Consider the following 18,165-nt stretch of genomic DNA (forward strand, 5'->3'; position numbering starts at 1 on the left):
ATGACGATAGCAAATCGGTTATACGCAGGCTTTGTGTTTATTCTGTTATTGCTTGCAATAACTACCATTATTGGCACCTACCAAGTAGGCGAAATTGATAAAACTCTGGTGCGGGTCAACGAGGTCGGTAGTGAGAAACAACGGTTTGCTATTAATTATCGTGGCAGCGTGCACGACAGAGCCATTGCGTTACGCGACTTAGTGTTAGTCGAGCGCGCAAGCGAACGGCCGCCGTTGAGAGAACTTATTGCGAAGCTTAAAAACGACTACGCAGAGTCTCAACAGGGGATGAAGAGCATCGTTTCTAATGAGAAGCTCGTTAATAGTGAGGAAAAGTCATTGTTGGCGGCTATAGCGGAAATACGCGAGCAAGGTTTAGAGTCTGCTGCGGAAGTTGAGCGCTTGCTGCAGTCGGACCAACGTCAGCAAGCGCAGGACTACGTTATTCGTGAGCTGGGGCCTATTTACGCTGAGTGGCTTAACCGTATTAACGACTTTATCGACTATCAGGAAGCGAGCATCTCTAAGGGCACCCAGGGTGTTATGGAGCGAAGCGAAAACTTTGCCACGTTAATGTGGTGGATAACGGCGTTCGCGATTATTGCCGGTGGTTTGGTTGCGTGGAGAATTGTGGTTCGACTAACGCACAGAATTGGTGGTGAGCCAGAAGAAGCGGCCGAGGTGCTTCAGAAAATTGCGGACGGCGATTTAACCGTTGAAACACGTTCAAAATACAAAGGCAGCATGATGGACGACGTGAATACCATGGTCCGCCGCTTACAAGGCTTGCTGAAAGAAGTGAATGAATCGGCGACCACTTTGGTAGATGCTTCCTCTGAGCTTTCAGAAACTGCAGACAATAACCAGCAACTGGTTGTTGAGCAGCAAGAGCAGACGACTCAAGGTGCGACAGCGATTCACCAGATGTCGCAAACGGTTCGTGAAGTTGCGCAGCATACCGAGGAAGCGGCGCAGCTAGCCGATGACACCGACAAGGAAACCGTCAACGGCAGCCGTGAAGTAGAAGCAACGGTGCGCTCTATTGAAGAGCTGGCTAAACAGGTTGAAAGTGCTTCAGCGGTTATTGGTGAACTGTCTGACAATACCGCTGAAATTAATAAAGTGTTAGAGGTTATTGAAGGCATTGCTGACCAGACCAACTTGCTGGCGCTGAACGCAGCAATAGAGGCAGCCCGCGCAGGTGAACATGGACGAGGCTTCTCAGTAGTCGCTGATGAAGTTCGGGCTCTGGCAAACAGAACTCAGGACTCTACACGCAGTATTCAAAGCCTTATTGAAACTATGCGTGGCAGCGCAACCAATGCCGTTGACGTGATGGAACAAGGCCGCCAGAAAGCCACAGAGAGTGTTGAGCAAGCGCGCAGAGCAGGGGAGTCATTGCAGTCCGTAAACACCTCGGTTGCGAAAATGAGCGACATGAACGCACAAATAGCAACAGCCGCTGAAGAGCAGACCGCTGTTGCGGAAGAAATTAACCAGAACTTCACCTCTATCACCGAAGCCGCTGAGCAAGCCGCTGCTGGCTCTGAGCAAATTAGTGAAGCCAGCCGCGAGCTGCAAGAGCTGGCACAACGGTTAAATAAAGGCATGAAACGCTTTAAAATTGCTTAAAGCCCTTGATTAGAACGGCTAAAACCCCTACCATAGCGGCCGTTCTGGAGAGGTGGCCGAGTGGCTGAAGGCGCACGCCTGGAAAGTGTGTATACGGCAACGTATCGAGGGTTCGAATCCCTCTCTCTCCGCCAGATACAAAGAAACCGCCCTTGTGGCGGTTTTTTTGTGTCTGCAGAAAGAGGACTTGATGAGAACCCTAAGGTTCGACAAAACGGCAGGAAAGCCGTTTTGAACAGCGCTTTAGCGCTGCCCGAAGGGCGAGGGCCATGGAGGGCCCGAGTTAATCCCTCGATCGAAGCCAGATACAAAGAAACCGCCCTTGTGGCGGTTTTTTTGTGTCTGCACGGCTCGTTTCTATTGCAATAATCCCCCCGGGTGGTAGTTTAAAAATTCGTTTAATAGGTAAGTACCAGGGAAGGTGTGACATTGCATTTTGTTCTGGCGCTTTCCTGCCAAGTAATAAACCAATAAGGATAGGTTATGTTTAAACGAGTTTTACCGGTAGTGGCAGGCGCAATTATGCTATCTGCGTGCAGCGGCGGAACACCGGCGTGCAGTGACTCAGAAACAGTCGATTTAGTTTTGGAAATTAGTAATGATGAGTTAGTTGCTCAGTTTGGAACTGAATTTGCGAGTTTAATTGATATGTCATTAGATGCTATTCGCACGCAAGGGCACGATGAAAAGCTTGATACTTATCAGTGCGCTGCTGATTTAATTATGTCTGGCCCGGGCGGTGAGAGTAATGTGCCGGTAGAATATACCGTTGAGTCAACCGACGACGATGACGAGTTTTATGTCACTGTTTATGGCTTATAAGCCAAATACTAAAAAGGCGCCTTCTGGCGCCTTTTTGCTTTCATAAACAAAACTTACATCATTTTCTGTAAGTAAAGTTGTTCACCCAGCTTGTCCATTAAGCCCAACTGAATTTTCAGCCAATAGGCATGGTCTTCCTCGGTGTCTTTTAAAATACCAACAAGCATATCGCGTGTTACATAATCGTCGACTTCTTCACAATACTCGATAACTTCACGCAATGTTTTTGCGTTGTTGTACTCAAGTTGTAAGTCGTTTTCCAGCATTTCACGAACGTCAGAGCCAATATTGTGAGGCTCCCGGTTATTCATGTTTGGTTCGCCTTCTAAAAACAGAATACGACGAATAAGTAAATCAGCATGACCGCGTTCGTCATCAATTTCATGGTTAATGCGCTCATAAAGCTTCATTAAGCCCATGTCTTCGTATTGACGTGAATGGGAGGTGTATTGGTCAATTGATGTCAGTTCAAACGCGAGCAAACGGTTTAATTGCTCAACAACATTGTTATCTCTGCGCATTACTCAGCCTCATCCATTTTTGTTTGTAAGTACACCTCATTACCAAGGCGGGAGATAAGATCAATTTGGGTTTCCAACCAGTCCAGGTGTTCTTCCTGAGCGTCCAGAATATCCCGTAACGCTTTACGACTGACATAGTCTTTGTGCTCTTCACAAACTTTTATAGCGTCGCGTATGGCGCTGACGTCACCAAACTGCACCTTGTGGTCAAGCTCCAACATTTCGCGAGGCTCTTCTCCAACATACAGCTTTCCTAGCTCTTGTAAATTAGGAATACCCTCTAGAAATAAAATGCGTTCGATAATAACGTCGGCATGCTTCATTTCTTCAATGGACGCTTTATAAACAGCTTTGTTTAAGCTGTTGAAGCCCCAGTTTTGGTACATACGGGCGTGTAGAAAATACTGGTTGATAGCGGTCAGCTTTAAGGTCAGCACCTTATTAAGCTGCTGAATAACTTTTGCATCACCTTTCATAGTTCGAGCTACCTCTTAATTCACAACGTATGAATTAAGTGTAGCACACTGATACTGGCAGCGAAGTCTCTTGAGATTTTTTCGGGGAGTTTTCCTGAAGCGCTTCGTTAAGAACGGTTTTTGCACAGTCTTTACAACAGCCACATTGCGAAGCTACACCGTATTGCTGGCGTAGATCACGCATTGACGAAACCTCTCCACAGCTTACTGCCTGGTGGATGGTTTTATCATTGACTCCTTTACAAAGACATACATACATAGACTATCACCTCAACGAGTTAGTGATAGTCTATTTTAAATGCGAACTATTTGCAATAGCTTTTGAGTGGTACTTACCGTACTTACTAAGGGTTAATAAAACCAGTTTTAAGCAGGTAGAGGGTGTAAGCAATGTATAAAGCGATAAAAATAGCGCCATGAACACGGTTAATACGCCCCTGGCGAGCTTTACGTATACCAAAGCCCATTAATAGTAATGTCAGAATTGCCATGGCAACCCAGTCACGGCTTAGTACTAATGGCTCCAAAGAAATTGGCTTTATCGCGCCGGCAATACCCACTACAGCCAAGGTATTAAACATATTTGAGCCAATCACATTCCCTAATGCCAGGTCATGTTCATTTTTGCGTGTTGCTGCAATAGCGGAAGCCAGTTCTGGTAAAGAAGTGCCAATGGCAACGACGGTCAAGCCAATAACAAGGTCACTGACACCTAATGCCGTTGCAATATTAACTGCTCCCCAAACCAGTGCTCTTGAGCTGACAATAAGCAGCAATAAGCCAACAATTAACCAAATAATAGCGGGCTTCATGGGGAGCGGGTGTGCGTCGAGCTCTTGAGTGTACTCAGCAGCGAGCGCGTCGTCACCGCTTTTCGAACCAACCCAGACGGACCAACCCATATAAGCAAAGAAAACCAATAGAAGAATAGCCGCTTCGAGATGGGTAATTTCGTAATCCAGTAAGAAAATAGCGCTGAGGAGCGTGATACCAATAAGTACTGGCATTTCACGACGAATAACCACTGATTTCACGGCAATAGGCGCTAATACAGCGGTGATGCCCAGGACTAAAGCGATATTGGTTATGTTAGAGCCATAGGCGTTACCCAATGCTAGAGCAGGGTTGCCATCAATAGATGCAATGGCCGAGACAACCATTTCCGGAGCCGAAGTGCCAAATCCAATAATCACCATTCCGATAACTAACGGAGCCATGCCTAAATGACGAGCAACAGCAGCGGCTCCTTCAACGAACTTGTCAGCACTCCAAACCAGAACCGCCAAACCAATAATAACTGCAACTATTGATAACACCATAAAAACTCACGCTTTATCCACTGAATAAACAATGGGCGCTAGTTTAACTCAGTGTTTGTTTTAAAGCATCAATACTTGTTGGGTCATCAATAGTTGATGGTACGGACACCTCATTGCCTTGTACTAGCTGTCGAATAATCCGGCGCAAAATTTTGCCTGAGCGTGTTTTGGGTAAACGCGGCACAATGTGTAAGGTTTTCAGACAGGCAATAGCGCCAATTTTATTGCGAACGAGCTGTATGAGCTCGTCCTGCAATTGCTCTTGAGTAATATCGACAGCGTTTTTCAGTATGACAAAACCGACCGGTAGCTCACCTTTAAGATCGTCCGGTTGTCCAACAACAGCGCATTCGGCCACTGCGGCATGACTGGCCAGTATTTCTTCCATTTCGCCTGTTGAAAGTCGGTGACCGGCGACATTAATAACATCATCCGTACGTCCCATAATGAAGACATAGCCGTCTTTGTCGATGTAGCCACCGTCGCCGCTGCAGTAGTACCCCGGGAAGGCTTTCAGGTAACTGTTGTGCAAACGTTCCTCGTCTTCCCAAACGGTTGTCAGGCAACCAGGGGGTAGGGGTAACCTGACACAAATGGCACCTTCTTCGCTGTTGTCGACCGACTTGCCCAGAGGATCAAGTACCGATATTTCATAGCCGGGGACAGGAAATGTCGATGAGCCGGGTTTAACTTTAGCCGACTCAATGCCGACCGGGTTGGCGCACATTGGCCAGCCGCTTTCTGTTTGCCACCAGTGATCGTAAACCGGTTTGTCGGTCAACTCTGTGGTCCACTCATAGGTGGCCGGGTCAAGGCGCTCGCCGGCCATATAAATTCGTTCTAATGAGCTAATATCGTACTTTTCCAAAAACTTGCCGTCGGGGTCTTCTTTTTTTATTGCCCGAAACGCGGTTGGTGCTGAGAATACCGCTTTGGCTTTGTACTGCTCGATAATTCGCCAAAAAGCTCCCGCGTCTGGCGTATTAACGGGCTTGCCTTCATACAGCACTGTGCTGCACCCAAAAATTAATGGACCGTAGACAATGTACGAGTGCCCGACAACCCAACCGACATCTGAAGCGGTAAAGAAGGTGTCTCCGGGGTTTAAGCCATACACATAGCTCATTGAGAAATTTAAAGCGGTTGCGTAACCGCCGTGGTCGCGTACCACCCCTTTCGGCTTACCGGTGGTTCCTGAGGTGTAGAGAATATACAGCGGGTGTGTTGAAGGTAAGGCAACTGGCTCTGCGGGTGCGGCTTTTTCGACGGCATCTTTCCAGTCGATATCCCCCTCATTGTTTAGCTCGGCGGTGCATTCCGGTCTTTGGTAAACAATGACTGAGCTGGGCTTGTGTGTTGCTTCCTCTATGGCTCTATCGACAATGGGCTTGTACTCAAGAACTTTGTTAACCTCGACACCGCAAGAAGCGGTGACAATAGCCTTGGGTTTAGCATCGTCGATTCGAACCGCCAACTCATGCGCAGCAAAGCCGCCAAACACAACAGAGTGAATAGCGCCAATGCGGGCACAGGCCAGCATGGCAATGGCAGCTTGTGGAATCATTGGCAAATAGATAACCACCCGGTCACCAACGTTGACCCCCTGAGCCTTTAAGGCGCCGGCAAAAGCCGCCACTTCTTCCCTAAGCTGGCTATAGGTGTAATGGTTTTGTGTATTGGTAACGGGAGAGTCGTAATACAGTGCTACCTGGTCACCACGACCTGCATTAATTTGTGCGTCTAACGCTAAATGACTGACATTTACTTTGCCGTCTGGAAACCAGTCAGCCATGCCGTTTTTGCGAACATTGGCTGCGGTTTTGGGTGGGGTAAACCAGTCTAGGCGACTGGCCTGTTCAAGCCAGAATCCTTCCGGGTCTTGCTGGGCTTCAGAATAAAGCTTCTTATAAGCTTGCATAGCAATGTCCTTACTTCTTAAATACTGATGCTTTCAAGCTTATTCTGTTACCCGCAATTTCCCATTCGACTTAGGTCTAACTAAGGTGACTTTTACAGATTTTTACCAAAATCGGAGCCTTCGCAGCAGTAAGAACTCGACAACGGCAATGACAATCAGGGCGACACAAAAAATGAGGAAAGCATCCTCACTTTCCACTCCAGGCATACCGCCAATATTGATGCCGAAAACCCCCGTCAGGAAACTTAACGGTAGGAAAACACCGGCAATAACTGACAGCCAGTACGTGTTTCGATTCATTTTTTCGGCTATGGCTTGCTGTATTTGCTCACGCTGCATCCAAATCTGTTCAAGCATTAAGTCAATTTGTTCGAACAGTCGTTGGGTAGTATCGCGCTCATTAATAAGCCACTGATGCAGCTCACCTGGCATAATGCGTTCGGCTTCCGTAGTGAGCTTTTCTAACGCTGCTAATTGCGGGCGTATGAAACGGTTTAAACGCAACAAACGACGGTGCAGCGACGTTAACTGAAGTTGCAAAGACGCAGTGTCGTCGAAACCTTGCCCTTCAATTTTCTCAATAGCGTCTTCAGCATTTGACACAACGTCTTCGACTTTTAGATTAATTTGCTCAATAAGGCTGACAATAAAGTCGTGTAAAGAATCCGGGCCGGATTGATGTTTAAGCTGATCGCGCAAATGCGCAATGGCATTGAATGGGCGCTTTCTAAAGGTATAGAGCGCGCCTTTGTAATAGAGCAGGCGTAGGCTCAGCATATCTTCTGGCTGCTCGCCGCTAGCCAGATTAACTCCGCGTAGTAGCAGAATAAAGCCATCGGGTAAGCGCTGAAAACGAGGGCGGGTGTCTTCTTCCAGTACAGCGTCAATGAGAGGCTCCGGAATACCGGCCTGAGTAAGCCAATCACTAAGCCCTTCAGCGTCTCGTTGAAAATGAAACCAGCAATTCGGCTGATGAGTCTGTGGCGATGCGCAGGCTTTGGCGGGACTTGTTGAAAAGTCCCAGCTATCAATAAGAAAGTCCATTTGAACCTCGTTTTAGTCGGGTAACTCACACAATGATGCGTCAAAAACCACTAAATGGTCAAAGTCTACGTCTATTCCTACGGTTGCGCCATCTTTGAGAGGTTGGTGTGAAGGACCTACGGCAAGCACACGACTTGTATCTGACAGCTCGAGTGTATAAAGGTAGTGCGAGCCACGAAAACCTTTACCAACGACAATAGCTTTCATAGCACTGTCTTTATTCAGAACAATATCGTCCGGACGAACTAAGAAGTTCACTTGCATATTAGGGTGGTTTTTAATGTCGTCGTGCTCGATAACACCAAAAGCGCTGTGCAGCTTATGCTCTTTCACTTCGCCTTGCAGTAAAACACCGCGGCCAATAAAGTCAGCAACCAGCTCGTGTGTAGGTTCGTGATATAACTCATACGGTGTTTCCCACTGTAAGAGTTGACCTGAGTACATAACGCCGGCTTTATCAGCCATAGCAAAGGCTTCTTGTTGATCATGAGTGACTAACAGTGCCGTTATGTTCTCTTCTTTTAATAAGTGACGAACGTCGTGCGCCAGAATTTCACGTAATTCGGCGTCCAGGCTGGAAAATGGTTCGTCCAGAAGCATTAATTGAGGCCGTGGTGCTAATGCTCTGGCCAGAGCGATACGTTGTTGCTGTCCACCTGAAAGTTCATGAGGATAACGCTTCTGGTAACCGTTAAGATCGATACGCAGGAGCAACTCTTTAACGCGTTGCTCTTGCTCCGACTGGCTCCAGTCTTCAATGCCAAAGCGAATATTTTGCTCAACGGTTAAGTGAGGAAACAGTGAAAAGTCTTGAAACATCATGCCGATATTCCGCTTTTCTGTCGCTAATTGCATTGAACTGCTGGAAACGACTTTGTCGTGCAGTGATATTTTTCCGGACGACACAGGATTAAAGCCGGCAATGGCACGCAGCAACGTGGTTTTCCCACAACCACTAGGACCTAGTAGGCAGCCAATATCGCCGGGCGCAAGAGATAAACTGAGCTGATCAACAATGCGGTTGCCAGAAAGCTCGATACTGACCGATTCGAGATTCAGTAAAGTACTCATTTAATCTCCTGTTTTAATGGATTTATTACGTAGCGCCCGGGACAGCATCATAACTGGAATAAGCCCAACCGCAACTATCATTAATGCAGGTGGGCCTGCGTCGGCTAGGCGCTCGTCAGAAGCCATTTCAAATGCGCGAACGGCCAGCGTGTTGAAATCAAAAGGCCGTAACACTAATGTTGCCGGCAGCTCTTTCATGACATCGACCAGGACTAAGATTAACGCAGCCAGTAGTGGGCTTTTTAACAGAGGCAAATGCACTTTCCATAAAATACGGCGGCCACTTGCCCCCAGGGTGCGGGCGCTGTCGTCCATTTGCGGAGTAATCTGCTCAAGCCCTGAGCTTACCGTTTGTAGCGATACCGACAGGAAACGAACGCTATAGGCGAATAGCAGAGCAATGACTGTCCCTGAAAATATCAGTCCTGGGTTCATACCAAAGAGCCACTTGCTGGCTGCTATAAGTTGATGATCGAACCAGGCCAGCGGCGACAGCAGACCAACCGCAATAACAATCCCCGGAATAGCGTAGCCCATTCCTGCCAGCGTAATAGCGGCGCGTAAAGGGCGAGTTGGGTGGCGACGGCGACCATAGGCCAACCACAACGCCAGTAAAACGGTAATGCATGCGGCTAATAGGCCTAACCATAGCGTATTGCCGGTTAACACCCAGAAGGAAGATTCGAGCCATACATCGGATTTTTCTACTGACCACCAAAGCAGTTGCGAGGCAGGAATGAGAAAGCCTAAAACAACAGGTAACCAACAGGTAAAGGAAGCCAGTCCTGCCCGCCAGCCTTTTAGTGGACGTCGTTGTGGTGTGCGGTTTGACGAGCGCTGTTGGTAAAAGCGGGCTCTGCGGCGCGAATAGCGCTCAACCATGATTAATACAATGACGAATATCAGTAGCAGGGCAGATAACTGCAATGCACCCTGGGCGTCGCCAATGCCATACCAGGTCCTGAAAATACCGGTGGTAAAAACAGTAACACCGAAGTATTCCATGGTGCCGTAGTCGGCCAGTGTTTCCATTAATGCCAATGTGACGCCGGTGGCAATGGCAGGGCGGGCTAATGGCATTGCAACTCGCCAGAAGCTTTTTAGTGAGCCCGCCCCCAGCGTTCGTGCGCTTTCAAAAGCCGCCGTCGACTGCTGCATAAAGGCTGCACGGGTAATTAAATAAACATAAGGGTATAAAACGACACACAAAACAAATACGGCACCGCCCAAACTACGAATATTCGGGAACCAGTAATCGCCAATGGATACGTTGAATAGATCGCGAATGAGTTGCTGCACAGGTCCAGCATAGTCAAGCAAGCCAGTGTAGGTGTAGGCGGTTATGTAAGCGGGCATGGCCAGTGGCAACAGCAAGCCCCAGCTTAAATATCGCCAACCGGGAAAGTCGTACTGACTGATGCACCAGGCGGTACTGACACCCAACACAGTAACGCCCAGACCAACGCAAACCAGTAAAATAAGAGAGTGGTTAATGTATTCAGGAATAACCGTTTGCCAGAGATGAGCAAGGATGTCCCATTGCGGGTTTAATAAGGATAGGGCCACCACAATAAGTGGCAGCCCTATTAATACCGCCACGGCAAAAAGTAACAGCGTGCCACGGCTCATGCAGTACACTCCATGTTTAAATTAACGCCAGCCGGCACGGTTCATTAAACGTACGGCCTCACCGTTGTTCTCACCCAGAACGTCCATTGAAATGTCGTCCTGCTTGAACTCACCCCACTGTTGAAGTGTTTCACTCCACTCAACACCGTCTCGTACGGGGTATTCGTAATTGGCTTGAGCATACCATTTCTGAGATTCCTCAGAGACTAAAAACTCGATAAGTTTTTGAGCTTCGTCAATATTTTTGGCGTGCTTGGTAATACCGATACCAGACACATTAACGTGAGTGCCCTGAGCATCTTGAGCAGGCCAGAAAATTTTCACTTTCTGCGCAGCTTCGCGCTCGTCCGCGTCGTCTGAGTTCAGCATGTGGCCAAAGTAGTAAGTGTTTGCAATAGCGACGTCACAAACGCCGTAAGCCACACCTTTAATTTGGTCTCTGTCGCCGCCTACCGGTTTACGAGCAAAGTTTGAAACAAAGTCTTCAGCCCATGTTTGTGTTTTCTCTTCACCATGATGTTCAATGAGTGCGGCAACAAGTGACTGGTTATATAGGTTGTTTGAAGAGCGGATACAAATACGGTCGTTCCACTGCTCTTCGGCAAGGCTTAAATAAGATTCAAGTTGTTCTGGGTCTACTCGATCTGGTGAGTAAAAAATAGGGCGAGCGCGTAAGCTTAGACCAAACCAAAGGTTGTCTTTTGAGCGAAAGTGTTCCGGTACCGCAGACTCAACTAGTTTTGAGTTTAAAGGCTGGAATGCATCCGCTTCAACGGCACGGTATAACGCACCAGCATCAACGGTTAAGAATAAGTCAGCGGGGGTGTTTTCGCCTTCTGAGCCTAAACGAGCCAATAACGCATCGGCTTTACCCGTTAAAAGGTTGACTTCAATACCGGTTTTCTCCGTGAATTGCTCTAAAACAGGTTTGATTAGGGCTTCTTTACGTGCTGAGTAAATGTTGACTTCAGCAGCGGCGCTAGTGAATGACACCAGTGTCGCAGAAGTCGCAGCAATAACCGTGAGTAAGCGATTTAACTTGCGCATATCCTTTTGACCTCTATACGAACGTTCGATGAATTTCGCTCGATTATATCAGAACAGATGAATAATGATAGCCATTCTCATTTGAAATGTGTCATCCAAATTTTCAATTTGCGGGTAGTCAATAACTTAGCTTCTGCTATTCTAAAAACGACTGTCTATATGCGGAGAATCTATGTCGGAATTATCATTGTTAGCGTTAATTGGTGTGCTGTCCATTAGCTGCCAATGGTTGGCTTGGCGAATTAAACTGCCAGCCATATTGCCGCTGCTTATCTGCGGCTTGGTACTTGGGCCAACATTAGGGTTGCTAGACCCTGATGCGTTATTCGATGATTTGTTGTTTCCTTTTGTGTCCTTAGCCGTTGCTGTCATTCTGTTTGAAGGCAGTCTAACGCTAAAGTTTGAGGAAATAAGAGGGCACGGACGAATGGTGACCAATCTGGTCAGCGTTGGTATGTTAGTGACCTTTTTGGTTATTGCCGTTCTTACCCATTTTATAATGGGGTACGGCTGGGAAATATCCGCGTTGTTTGGAGCGTTGGTTGTTGTGACAGGGCCTACTGTTATTCAACCAATGATACGTTCCATTCGCCCTATAAATAAGCTTGCGAACATTCTCCGCTGGGAAGGCATTATTATTGACCCATTGGGCGCATTGCTCGCAGTTCTGGTTTATGAATTCATTATTGCCAGTCAGGACGTTGCGTTTTTACATGCACTGCAAGCGTTTGCCACAACGGTAGCTATTGGCTTTGCTTTAGGTTGGGGGGCCGCGCGTTTACTTGGGCTGGCTTTAGGTCGTGGCTGGTTTCCGCATTATCTGCAAAACGTTGCGACTTTAACCATAGTGTTGGGTGTATTTGCGTTGTCGAACGCTATTCAGCATGAATCAGGTTTGTTAACGGTGACTGTCATGGGCATGGTTATGGCAAATACCCGCAACCTGAACATGGAAGAAATATTGGAGTTCAAAGAAACACTGAGTGTACTCCTTATTTCTGCGCTCTTTATTATTCTGGCTGCTCGTCTCGACTTTGCTGAATTCGATGCTCTGGGTATGCCGGCAGTCATTCTTATCGCAATTATCTTGTTCGCCGTGCGCCCTTTAGCGGTTTGGCTGTCTGCTATAGGTACAGAGCTTAGGTTTAAAGATAAGTTATTACTGTCCTGGATTGCTCCGCGCGGTATTGTTGCGGCCGCGGTTTCAGCGTTATTCGCATTAAAAATGGAAGAGTCCGGTTGGGAAGAGGCTGCGGCCATCGTACCGTTGGTCTTTGTGGTTATTATGACTACGGTGGTTCTGCAGAGCTTAACGGCTAAACCGCTTGCGAGAATGTTAGGGCTTCTGGAGCCGGCGGCAAAAGGCTTCTTGATCTTCGGGGCTAACCAAATGACGCGGGCCGTCGGTAAAGCCTTGCAGGAAAGTGGCGTGAATGTGCGCCTTGCTGATACCAACTGGGAAAATATTAAGCTGGCGCGTATGGATAACCTGCCGGTATATTTCGGAAACCCAGCCTCTGAGCATGCGTCCAATAATATCGATTTAACAGGCCTTGGCCGCTTGCTGGTGATGTCGCCCTATAAACAGTTAAACCCGCTAGTTTCGATGTATTATCAGGACTGGTTTGGTTCCAGAAAAGTGCATGGGCTAAATGGCGGTGAGCAGGACTATCGGGCAAGTCACCAGCTGACGGAAAGCTACCGTAAGACGCTGAACTTATTCGGTGAAAGTGTGACTTACTCGAAGTTAGCGAGCCTTCACTTTCAGGGGGCTAAAATTAAGTCGACACCTATTACTGACAGCTTCAGCTTTGCGGATTATCAGCAAAAATACGGCACACGAGCACTGCCAATGTTTGCAATTGATGAAGCAGAGAAATTGCATATTTTCACGACTGAGCGTGAGTTAATACCGCAACCAGGCTGGACGGTTATAGCGATGATCTCTACGGAAAGCGATGAGTCAGAAAGTGAGAAACCTAACGCCAACTGAGCCTGATATTTTAGGCTGCCCCCGATGCGACTTAATTTGCCGCGTCGGGGCTGTTGAATTAGGTCAAAAAGCGGAGTGTCCAAGGTGTGGTTACAGGCTGCTTGGCAAATCAGAGTACCGAGCAGACAAGTTACTGGCTTATTCTGTTACCGCTATTGTCTTACTTATTTTCGCGTTAACTCTGGACTTTATTCAATACGACAGCTCTGGACTGACTCAGTCAATGACGCTTCTGGATGCCGCCTGGCAACTATCGTACTTCCATGAAAAGTTATTGGCTGTCATTGTTTTACTGACCGTTATTTTGTATCCCTTACTGTATTTGTTCAGTCTTATCGCTGTGTTTGTCGCCTTAAAAGCAAGAGCTTCAGCGATAGCTCGTTATTGTCTGCGATTAAGTTCGCACGTTAAACCCTGGCTTATGGTCGATGTGTTTTTGTTGGGGACGCTGATTTCGCTGATAAAAATTTCTGGCCTTGCTAATGTTCAATTAAAGCTGGGCTTTTGGCTATTTTGCGGGTTTGTTGCGTTTTTATTGGTGACCTATTACTTAGTGAATACGATGAACTTATGGTCGGTCGTTGGGAAGCAAACAAAAACGCTCAACAATGCAAAAGCTGGAATAACCGCACGCGAACAAGGTTATAAGGTGTGTGAAGTGTGTCACCGGTTAGTGTCTTTTGGCGTGTCAGACTGTCCGTGTTGCGGGGACGATATTGACCGACACTGGTGGCGCTCTCCACAAGCAACGTTGGCATTAATTCTCGCAGCAACGCTTTTACTGATTCCGGCCCATTGGCTACCGATAATGGAAACGGTGCATTTTGGTGACGCCCAGCCATCGACGATTATTGGAGGTGTTATCGAGCTATGGCACTCTGGCGATGGGCCTATTGCTGCTATTGTATTTATTGCCAGTTTAGTTATTCCTGTTGCTAAGATACTCGCTTTGTTGGGATTAATGGCGTTGGCACGTTGGCAAACGCCGCAAGCAGTCAATCATAGGTTGATTCTGTATAAAGTAACTGACTGGATTGGCCGTTGGTCGATGATAGATATTTTTGTTGTGGCTATTTTGGTTGCGTTAGTAAGAAGCGGTACCGTAATGTCAGTTTATCCAGGCGCTGCGGCTATCGCCTTTGGTGCTGCTGTGGTATTGACCATGTTAGCGGCAATGAGCTTTGATACTCGTTTATTTTGGCGTGAGGCAGAGAAATGACAGAATCCGATGTCGCGAAAGTCAGCCGTTTAAAAGTACTGTCGCCGGTATGGATAGTGCCTATCGTCGCATTTTTTGTTGCAGGCTGGATGGTTTGGCAGGACACCAGTGGCGCTGGCCCGACAATTACTATATCGGTGTCAGATGCAGAGGGCATAGAACCGGGAAAAACACGGATAAAAGTACGCAATGTTGATGTGGGGAAAGTCACGGAGGTACGCCTGTCGGACGATTTTAAAGAAGCGGTTATTGAAGTGTCAATGAACGAGAGCACTGATCGCATGCTGAACAGCGACACTGAAGTATGGGTTGTGAAACCCAGAATTGGGCGTCGTGGCGTTAGTGGCCTGGGCACCTTGCTGTCAGGTGCTTATATTCAATTACAACCGGGTGATAGTGGCGATTTTCAATCACATTTTACCGCGCTCGAAAACCCGCCGGTGACACCTCAGGAAACGCCGGGCAAGCGGCTGACGCTAGTGAGTGACGGCCAAACCCAAGTGGCTGTCGGAGACTCCGTTCAATATCAAGGCTTCACGGTGGGTCAAGTTGAGCAAACGGAGTTTTTGGTGGATAAGCGTGAAAGTCGCTATCAAGTTTTCGTGAAAGCCCCTTATGATGAATTGCTCACAGAAAACACACGTTTCTGGTTACAACGCGGCGTATCCGTTCAGTGGAACTCTCAAGGCATTGATCTCGCGCTTGGCTCAATAGACTCATTGCTGGGCGCTGCCATTACTTTTGGAGTACCGGAAGGCCAGCCGCGGGGCGATAAACTCCAACAGTCAACAAGCTTTGAGCTGTTTAACAGTTTAGAAGAAGCTAAGCAACAAGGCTTTATTCATGGCATTGATTATGTGGTGTTGCTCGACGAGTCCATAGCAGGACTTGAGAAAGGAGCTCCTGTGCAGTTTAAAGGTGTGCGTGTCGGCACGGTTAGAGAGGTGCCGTTGCGCTGGTTCCCGGATGAAAATGATGAGGCACCTCTGAAACGCATTCCTATTCTAATTCGTTTTGAACCCGAGCGTTTACGGGGGTTAGTGGCTGACACCAATATTAATAGTTGGGAAAAGCGTTTACCGGAGCTGTTTGAGCAGGGCCTGCGAGCTAATATACGGGCATCAAACTTGCTGACAAATACACTGTTTGTCGATGTCAGTTTTTACTCTGATGCAGAGCCGGTTGAGGGTGACCAGAAGTTTGCCGGCTACCCGGTTATGCCGGCGATGGCCAGTGATTTCACACGCCTGGAGGAAAAGCTAACGCAGCTGATGGATAAGTTTAATAAACTGCCGCTAGAGAATAGCTTGTCGGATTTTTCACAAGCGATGCAGTCGGTTGATGATACGGCTAACACCTTAGATGGTATTTCAAAATCGCTGGCGCAAGTGCTTGAGCAACCAGAAATAAACCAGCTTCCAAAATTGTTGAAGCAAAACTTACAACAGTTACAAGAGCTAACCGGTAGCTTAAGTGACGATTCTCCAACGCGTCGGCAGTTAAACCAGACCTTAAATGAAGTTGAAAAGCTCTCAAGAGATTTACAGCCAGTTATTGAGCAGCTTCAGCAGCAACCTAACTCACTGATTTTTAGCCCATCAGTGACACCAGATCCGGAGCCAAAAGCCTATGAAAATTAAAAACGTATTAGCCGGCTCGGTAAGCTTAGCGGCATTGTTTTTAGCGGGCTGTTCTAGCCAAAGTTACAATATTACGCAGTATCGTTTACCGCATTTAAGCCAGTCGGTTGACGCCGTTTGCCCCGCTTCGCAGCGAAGCATTGTCGTAGGTGAAGCGGCGTCTAAAATGGGAATACAAATTCAGCAGGATGAAACGCGTTGGCATACGGCAAAACAGCACCGCTGGAGCACGCCTTTGTCGAACCAGTTGCAACGCAGCATTCAGCGGCTAATGCTGAACGATGACTGCACTGGACTATTAACTGTCACTATTGAAGATTTTTATGGGAGTTATAATTCGCATGCGGTCATTGCTGGTCATTGGCAATACGAGATGGAGAACAGCGGCAATACAGTCAGTGGTGCATTTACTGAAAAAGTGCCATTAAAAGCCGACGGTTACGCTGCTTTAGTCAATGCGTTAGATGAAGCCTGGTTGCACAGTATGGACACCATTAGCTTGTCTGTTAACTCGATGAGTGGCGATTAAAACCGCCACTCCCAGCTGAGTTGAACGCCAACGTCCTGATCAATCATAGGTGAGTCAAGGTATTGAACCGATAACCTGACTAAACTGTCCCAAACTGGCTGTGTACGACGAATTAAAGCGCGCGATGTGCTGTCGGATCCGTCGTTATTGCTGCGACTGACTAACACGGTCCAGGCGGAACCATCATTTGAAAACTGACGGTAACTAAAGGACGCAGTTTGACTCCCTTTGGGAAAAGGTGAGCCCGGGTTCCGCTGGTGACTTAAAAAGTACTGCCTTCCTGCGTTGTTCGTCGAATAAAAGTCATGCTCATTGCCGCCGTCTAACTGACTGTATTCGACCGTAACGCTATGACGAACGCTGTCAGAGCCCATCATCCACTGGCCACCAAGGGTGTAAGCTGGTTTATCATCACTTTCTAGTTGCTTGTCGATACCAATTTCAGCATAACCGGAAAATTGGTGTTTGCCCCAGTTAAAGCCGGTTCTGGCGTCAGCGGTCAGCATTCGGTTACTGATAGTATCTTCTTGCTGTTCTATGGCGCTAATGCCGAACCAAAGCTTACTTAGAAACTGGCTAGAAAAGCGAATGCCATGAATTTGATAATGCTGGCTGTAGCCGTCGTCCTGGTAACCGCTAAATAAACTGATTTTGAACGGAGCCATGCCTGCCGGAGGATAGTCAGGCGCATAGTCAACGCGAACTTTTGGAATAGGTCGTGCATTATTAGAAAAGAGCAGGCTACTGTGCTCGGCCGGCCCCCAACGCAGTGGTAATGCATCGACACTAAAACTCCAGTCATTCAGGTTGTAGGCAAAATAACTACCGTCTAATGTCTTTTTGTGGTCGCCTTCGAAAGGATCCTGTCGATAATTGACTTGTACACGCGCTGCCCAGCGCTCACCATGCATGGTTCGGCTTAGGCTTATTTTGCCTTCTTCGTAGGTGTCGTCGCCGTAGTCTAAAACCGCATTTTCAGAGTCGGTCGCCGCGATATACCAACGTGTTTTAGGACCACTTTGCGCTTGTGACAAACTGTGCCGAACGTGCTGAAGTGCTAACTTCTGAGTATTTGAAAGTTCACTTGGGTCTAGAGCATCGAGTTGGGGTAAAATGCTTTTCCAGGCTACCGGGTACTGCTGAATAGGTGTTTCTATTAAACCTGACTCAGCAAGTACAATAAGACTATTACGTAACTCGACATCGCTCGCTTCAATCCAGACAGAAGCGTAAGAGGGTGACGCAGCGGCGGCGCACAAGGCTGCCGCTAAATATGTGTGTTTTATGAAGCGCATTCACAGACAA

16 protein-coding genes and 1 tRNA gene are annotated in these 18,165 nt (G+C 47.6%); 7 read left to right on the forward strand and 10 right to left on the reverse strand.

Translation table 11 applies throughout. The annotated features are described in order from the left end of the window. The 3 genes from CWI73_RS10490 to CWI73_RS10500 all read left to right on the forward strand — a co-directional run bounded on the left by CWI73_RS10490 (nucleotide 1) and on the right by CWI73_RS10500 (nucleotide 2,454). Nucleotides 1-1,632, forward strand: coding sequence for a methyl-accepting chemotaxis protein (locus CWI73_RS10490; RefSeq protein WP_126752732.1), 1,632 nt, complete (start codon nucleotides 1-3; stop codon nucleotides 1,630-1,632). A gap of 46 nt (nucleotides 1,633-1,678) precedes the next feature. Next, nucleotides 1,679-1,766: transfer RNA gene (locus tag CWI73_RS10495), tRNA-Ser, on the forward strand. Nucleotides 1,767-2,115: 349 nt separating this feature from the next. Then, complete coding sequence (locus CWI73_RS10500; protein WP_126752733.1) at nucleotides 2,116-2,454, forward strand: hypothetical protein; 339 nt, start codon at nucleotides 2,116-2,118, stop codon at nucleotides 2,452-2,454. A 53-nt stretch (nucleotides 2,455-2,507) separates the two neighbouring features. On the opposite strand, the gene bfr (CWI73_RS10505) is transcribed toward CWI73_RS10500, so the two are convergent. The 9 genes from bfr (CWI73_RS10505) to CWI73_RS10545 form a co-directional block, all read right to left on the reverse strand. Continuing rightward, nucleotides 2,508-2,975, reverse strand: coding sequence for a bacterioferritin (bfr, locus tag CWI73_RS10505; RefSeq protein ID WP_126752734.1), 468 nt, complete (start codon nucleotides 2,973-2,975; stop codon nucleotides 2,508-2,510). Continuing rightward, a complete protein-coding gene (gene bfr, locus CWI73_RS10510; protein ID WP_053952900.1) occupies nucleotides 2,975-3,451 on the reverse strand; it encodes a bacterioferritin in 477 nt (158 codons plus the stop codon). The genes bfr (CWI73_RS10505) and bfr (CWI73_RS10510) overlap by 1 nt, the downstream gene beginning before the upstream one ends. 34 nt (nucleotides 3,452-3,485) lie before the next feature. Then, entirely contained in the window at nucleotides 3,486-3,710 is a 225-nt protein-coding gene (locus tag CWI73_RS10515) for a (2Fe-2S)-binding protein (protein ID WP_126752735.1), read from the reverse strand. An 85-nt stretch (nucleotides 3,711-3,795) separates the two neighbouring features. Then, nucleotides 3,796-4,770, reverse strand: coding sequence for a calcium/sodium antiporter (locus CWI73_RS10520; RefSeq protein WP_126752736.1), 975 nt, complete (start codon nucleotides 4,768-4,770; stop codon nucleotides 3,796-3,798). Nucleotides 4,771-4,813: 43 nt separating this feature from the next. After that, complete coding sequence (locus CWI73_RS10525; protein ID WP_275046256.1) at nucleotides 4,814-6,694, reverse strand: acetate--CoA ligase; 1,881 nt, start codon at nucleotides 6,692-6,694, stop codon at nucleotides 4,814-4,816. A gap of 96 nt (nucleotides 6,695-6,790) precedes the next feature. Beyond that, nucleotides 6,791-7,732: a CorA family divalent cation transporter gene (locus CWI73_RS10530; protein ID WP_126752738.1), complete on the reverse strand. Its 942-nt coding sequence runs from the start codon at nucleotides 7,730-7,732 to the stop codon at nucleotides 6,791-6,793. A gap of 12 nt (nucleotides 7,733-7,744) precedes the next feature. Beyond that, nucleotides 7,745-8,803: an ABC transporter ATP-binding protein gene (locus CWI73_RS10535; RefSeq protein WP_126752739.1), complete on the reverse strand. Its 1,059-nt coding sequence runs from the start codon at nucleotides 8,801-8,803 to the stop codon at nucleotides 7,745-7,747. After that, nucleotides 8,804-10,432: an ABC transporter permease gene (locus CWI73_RS10540; RefSeq protein WP_126752740.1), complete on the reverse strand. Its 1,629-nt coding sequence runs from the start codon at nucleotides 10,430-10,432 to the stop codon at nucleotides 8,804-8,806. Between the two features lie 21 nt (nucleotides 10,433-10,453). Beyond that, complete coding sequence (locus tag CWI73_RS10545; RefSeq protein WP_126752741.1) at nucleotides 10,454-11,479, reverse strand: Fe(3+) ABC transporter substrate-binding protein; 1,026 nt, start codon at nucleotides 11,477-11,479, stop codon at nucleotides 10,454-10,456. 172 nt (nucleotides 11,480-11,651) lie between these two features. Here CWI73_RS10545 and CWI73_RS10550 point away from each other — a divergent pair, with 172 nt between their 5' ends. Genes CWI73_RS10550 through CWI73_RS10565 form a run of 4 tightly spaced genes read left to right on the forward strand, consistent with a single transcriptional unit; the run spans nucleotide 11,652 to nucleotide 16,860 of the window. Continuing rightward, nucleotides 11,652-13,472, forward strand: a complete 1,821-nt coding sequence (locus tag CWI73_RS10550) for a cation:proton antiporter (RefSeq protein ID WP_126752742.1) — start codon at nucleotides 11,652-11,654, stop codon at nucleotides 13,470-13,472. After that, nucleotides 13,438-14,691: a PqiA/YebS family transporter subunit gene (locus CWI73_RS10555; protein WP_126752743.1), complete on the forward strand. Its 1,254-nt coding sequence runs from the start codon at nucleotides 13,438-13,440 to the stop codon at nucleotides 14,689-14,691. The genes CWI73_RS10550 and CWI73_RS10555 overlap by 35 nt, the downstream gene beginning before the upstream one ends. Next, on the forward strand, nucleotides 14,688-16,331 hold the full coding sequence (gene pqiB, locus CWI73_RS10560; protein WP_126752744.1) for an intermembrane transport protein PqiB: 1,644 nt from the start codon (nucleotides 14,688-14,690) through the stop codon (nucleotides 16,329-16,331). Before CWI73_RS10555 ends, pqiB begins: the two co-directional genes overlap by 4 nt. Further along, the gene (locus CWI73_RS10565; RefSeq protein WP_126752745.1) at nucleotides 16,321-16,860 is read left to right on the forward strand and encodes a PqiC family protein; all 540 of its coding nucleotides are present in this window, start codon (nucleotides 16,321-16,323) and stop codon (nucleotides 16,858-16,860) included. The genes pqiB and CWI73_RS10565 overlap by 11 nt, the downstream gene beginning before the upstream one ends. Here CWI73_RS10565 and CWI73_RS10570 read toward each other — a convergent pair. Further along, complete coding sequence (locus tag CWI73_RS10570; protein WP_126752746.1) at nucleotides 16,857-18,155, reverse strand: capsule assembly Wzi family protein; 1,299 nt, start codon at nucleotides 18,153-18,155, stop codon at nucleotides 16,857-16,859. The genes CWI73_RS10565 and CWI73_RS10570 overlap by 4 nt on opposite strands. Nucleotides 18,156-18,165 lie beyond the last annotated feature (10 nt).

Source organism: Idiomarina piscisalsi, from assembly GCF_003987095.1.
Taxonomy (GTDB): domain Bacteria; phylum Pseudomonadota; class Gammaproteobacteria; order Enterobacterales; family Alteromonadaceae; genus Idiomarina; species Idiomarina piscisalsi.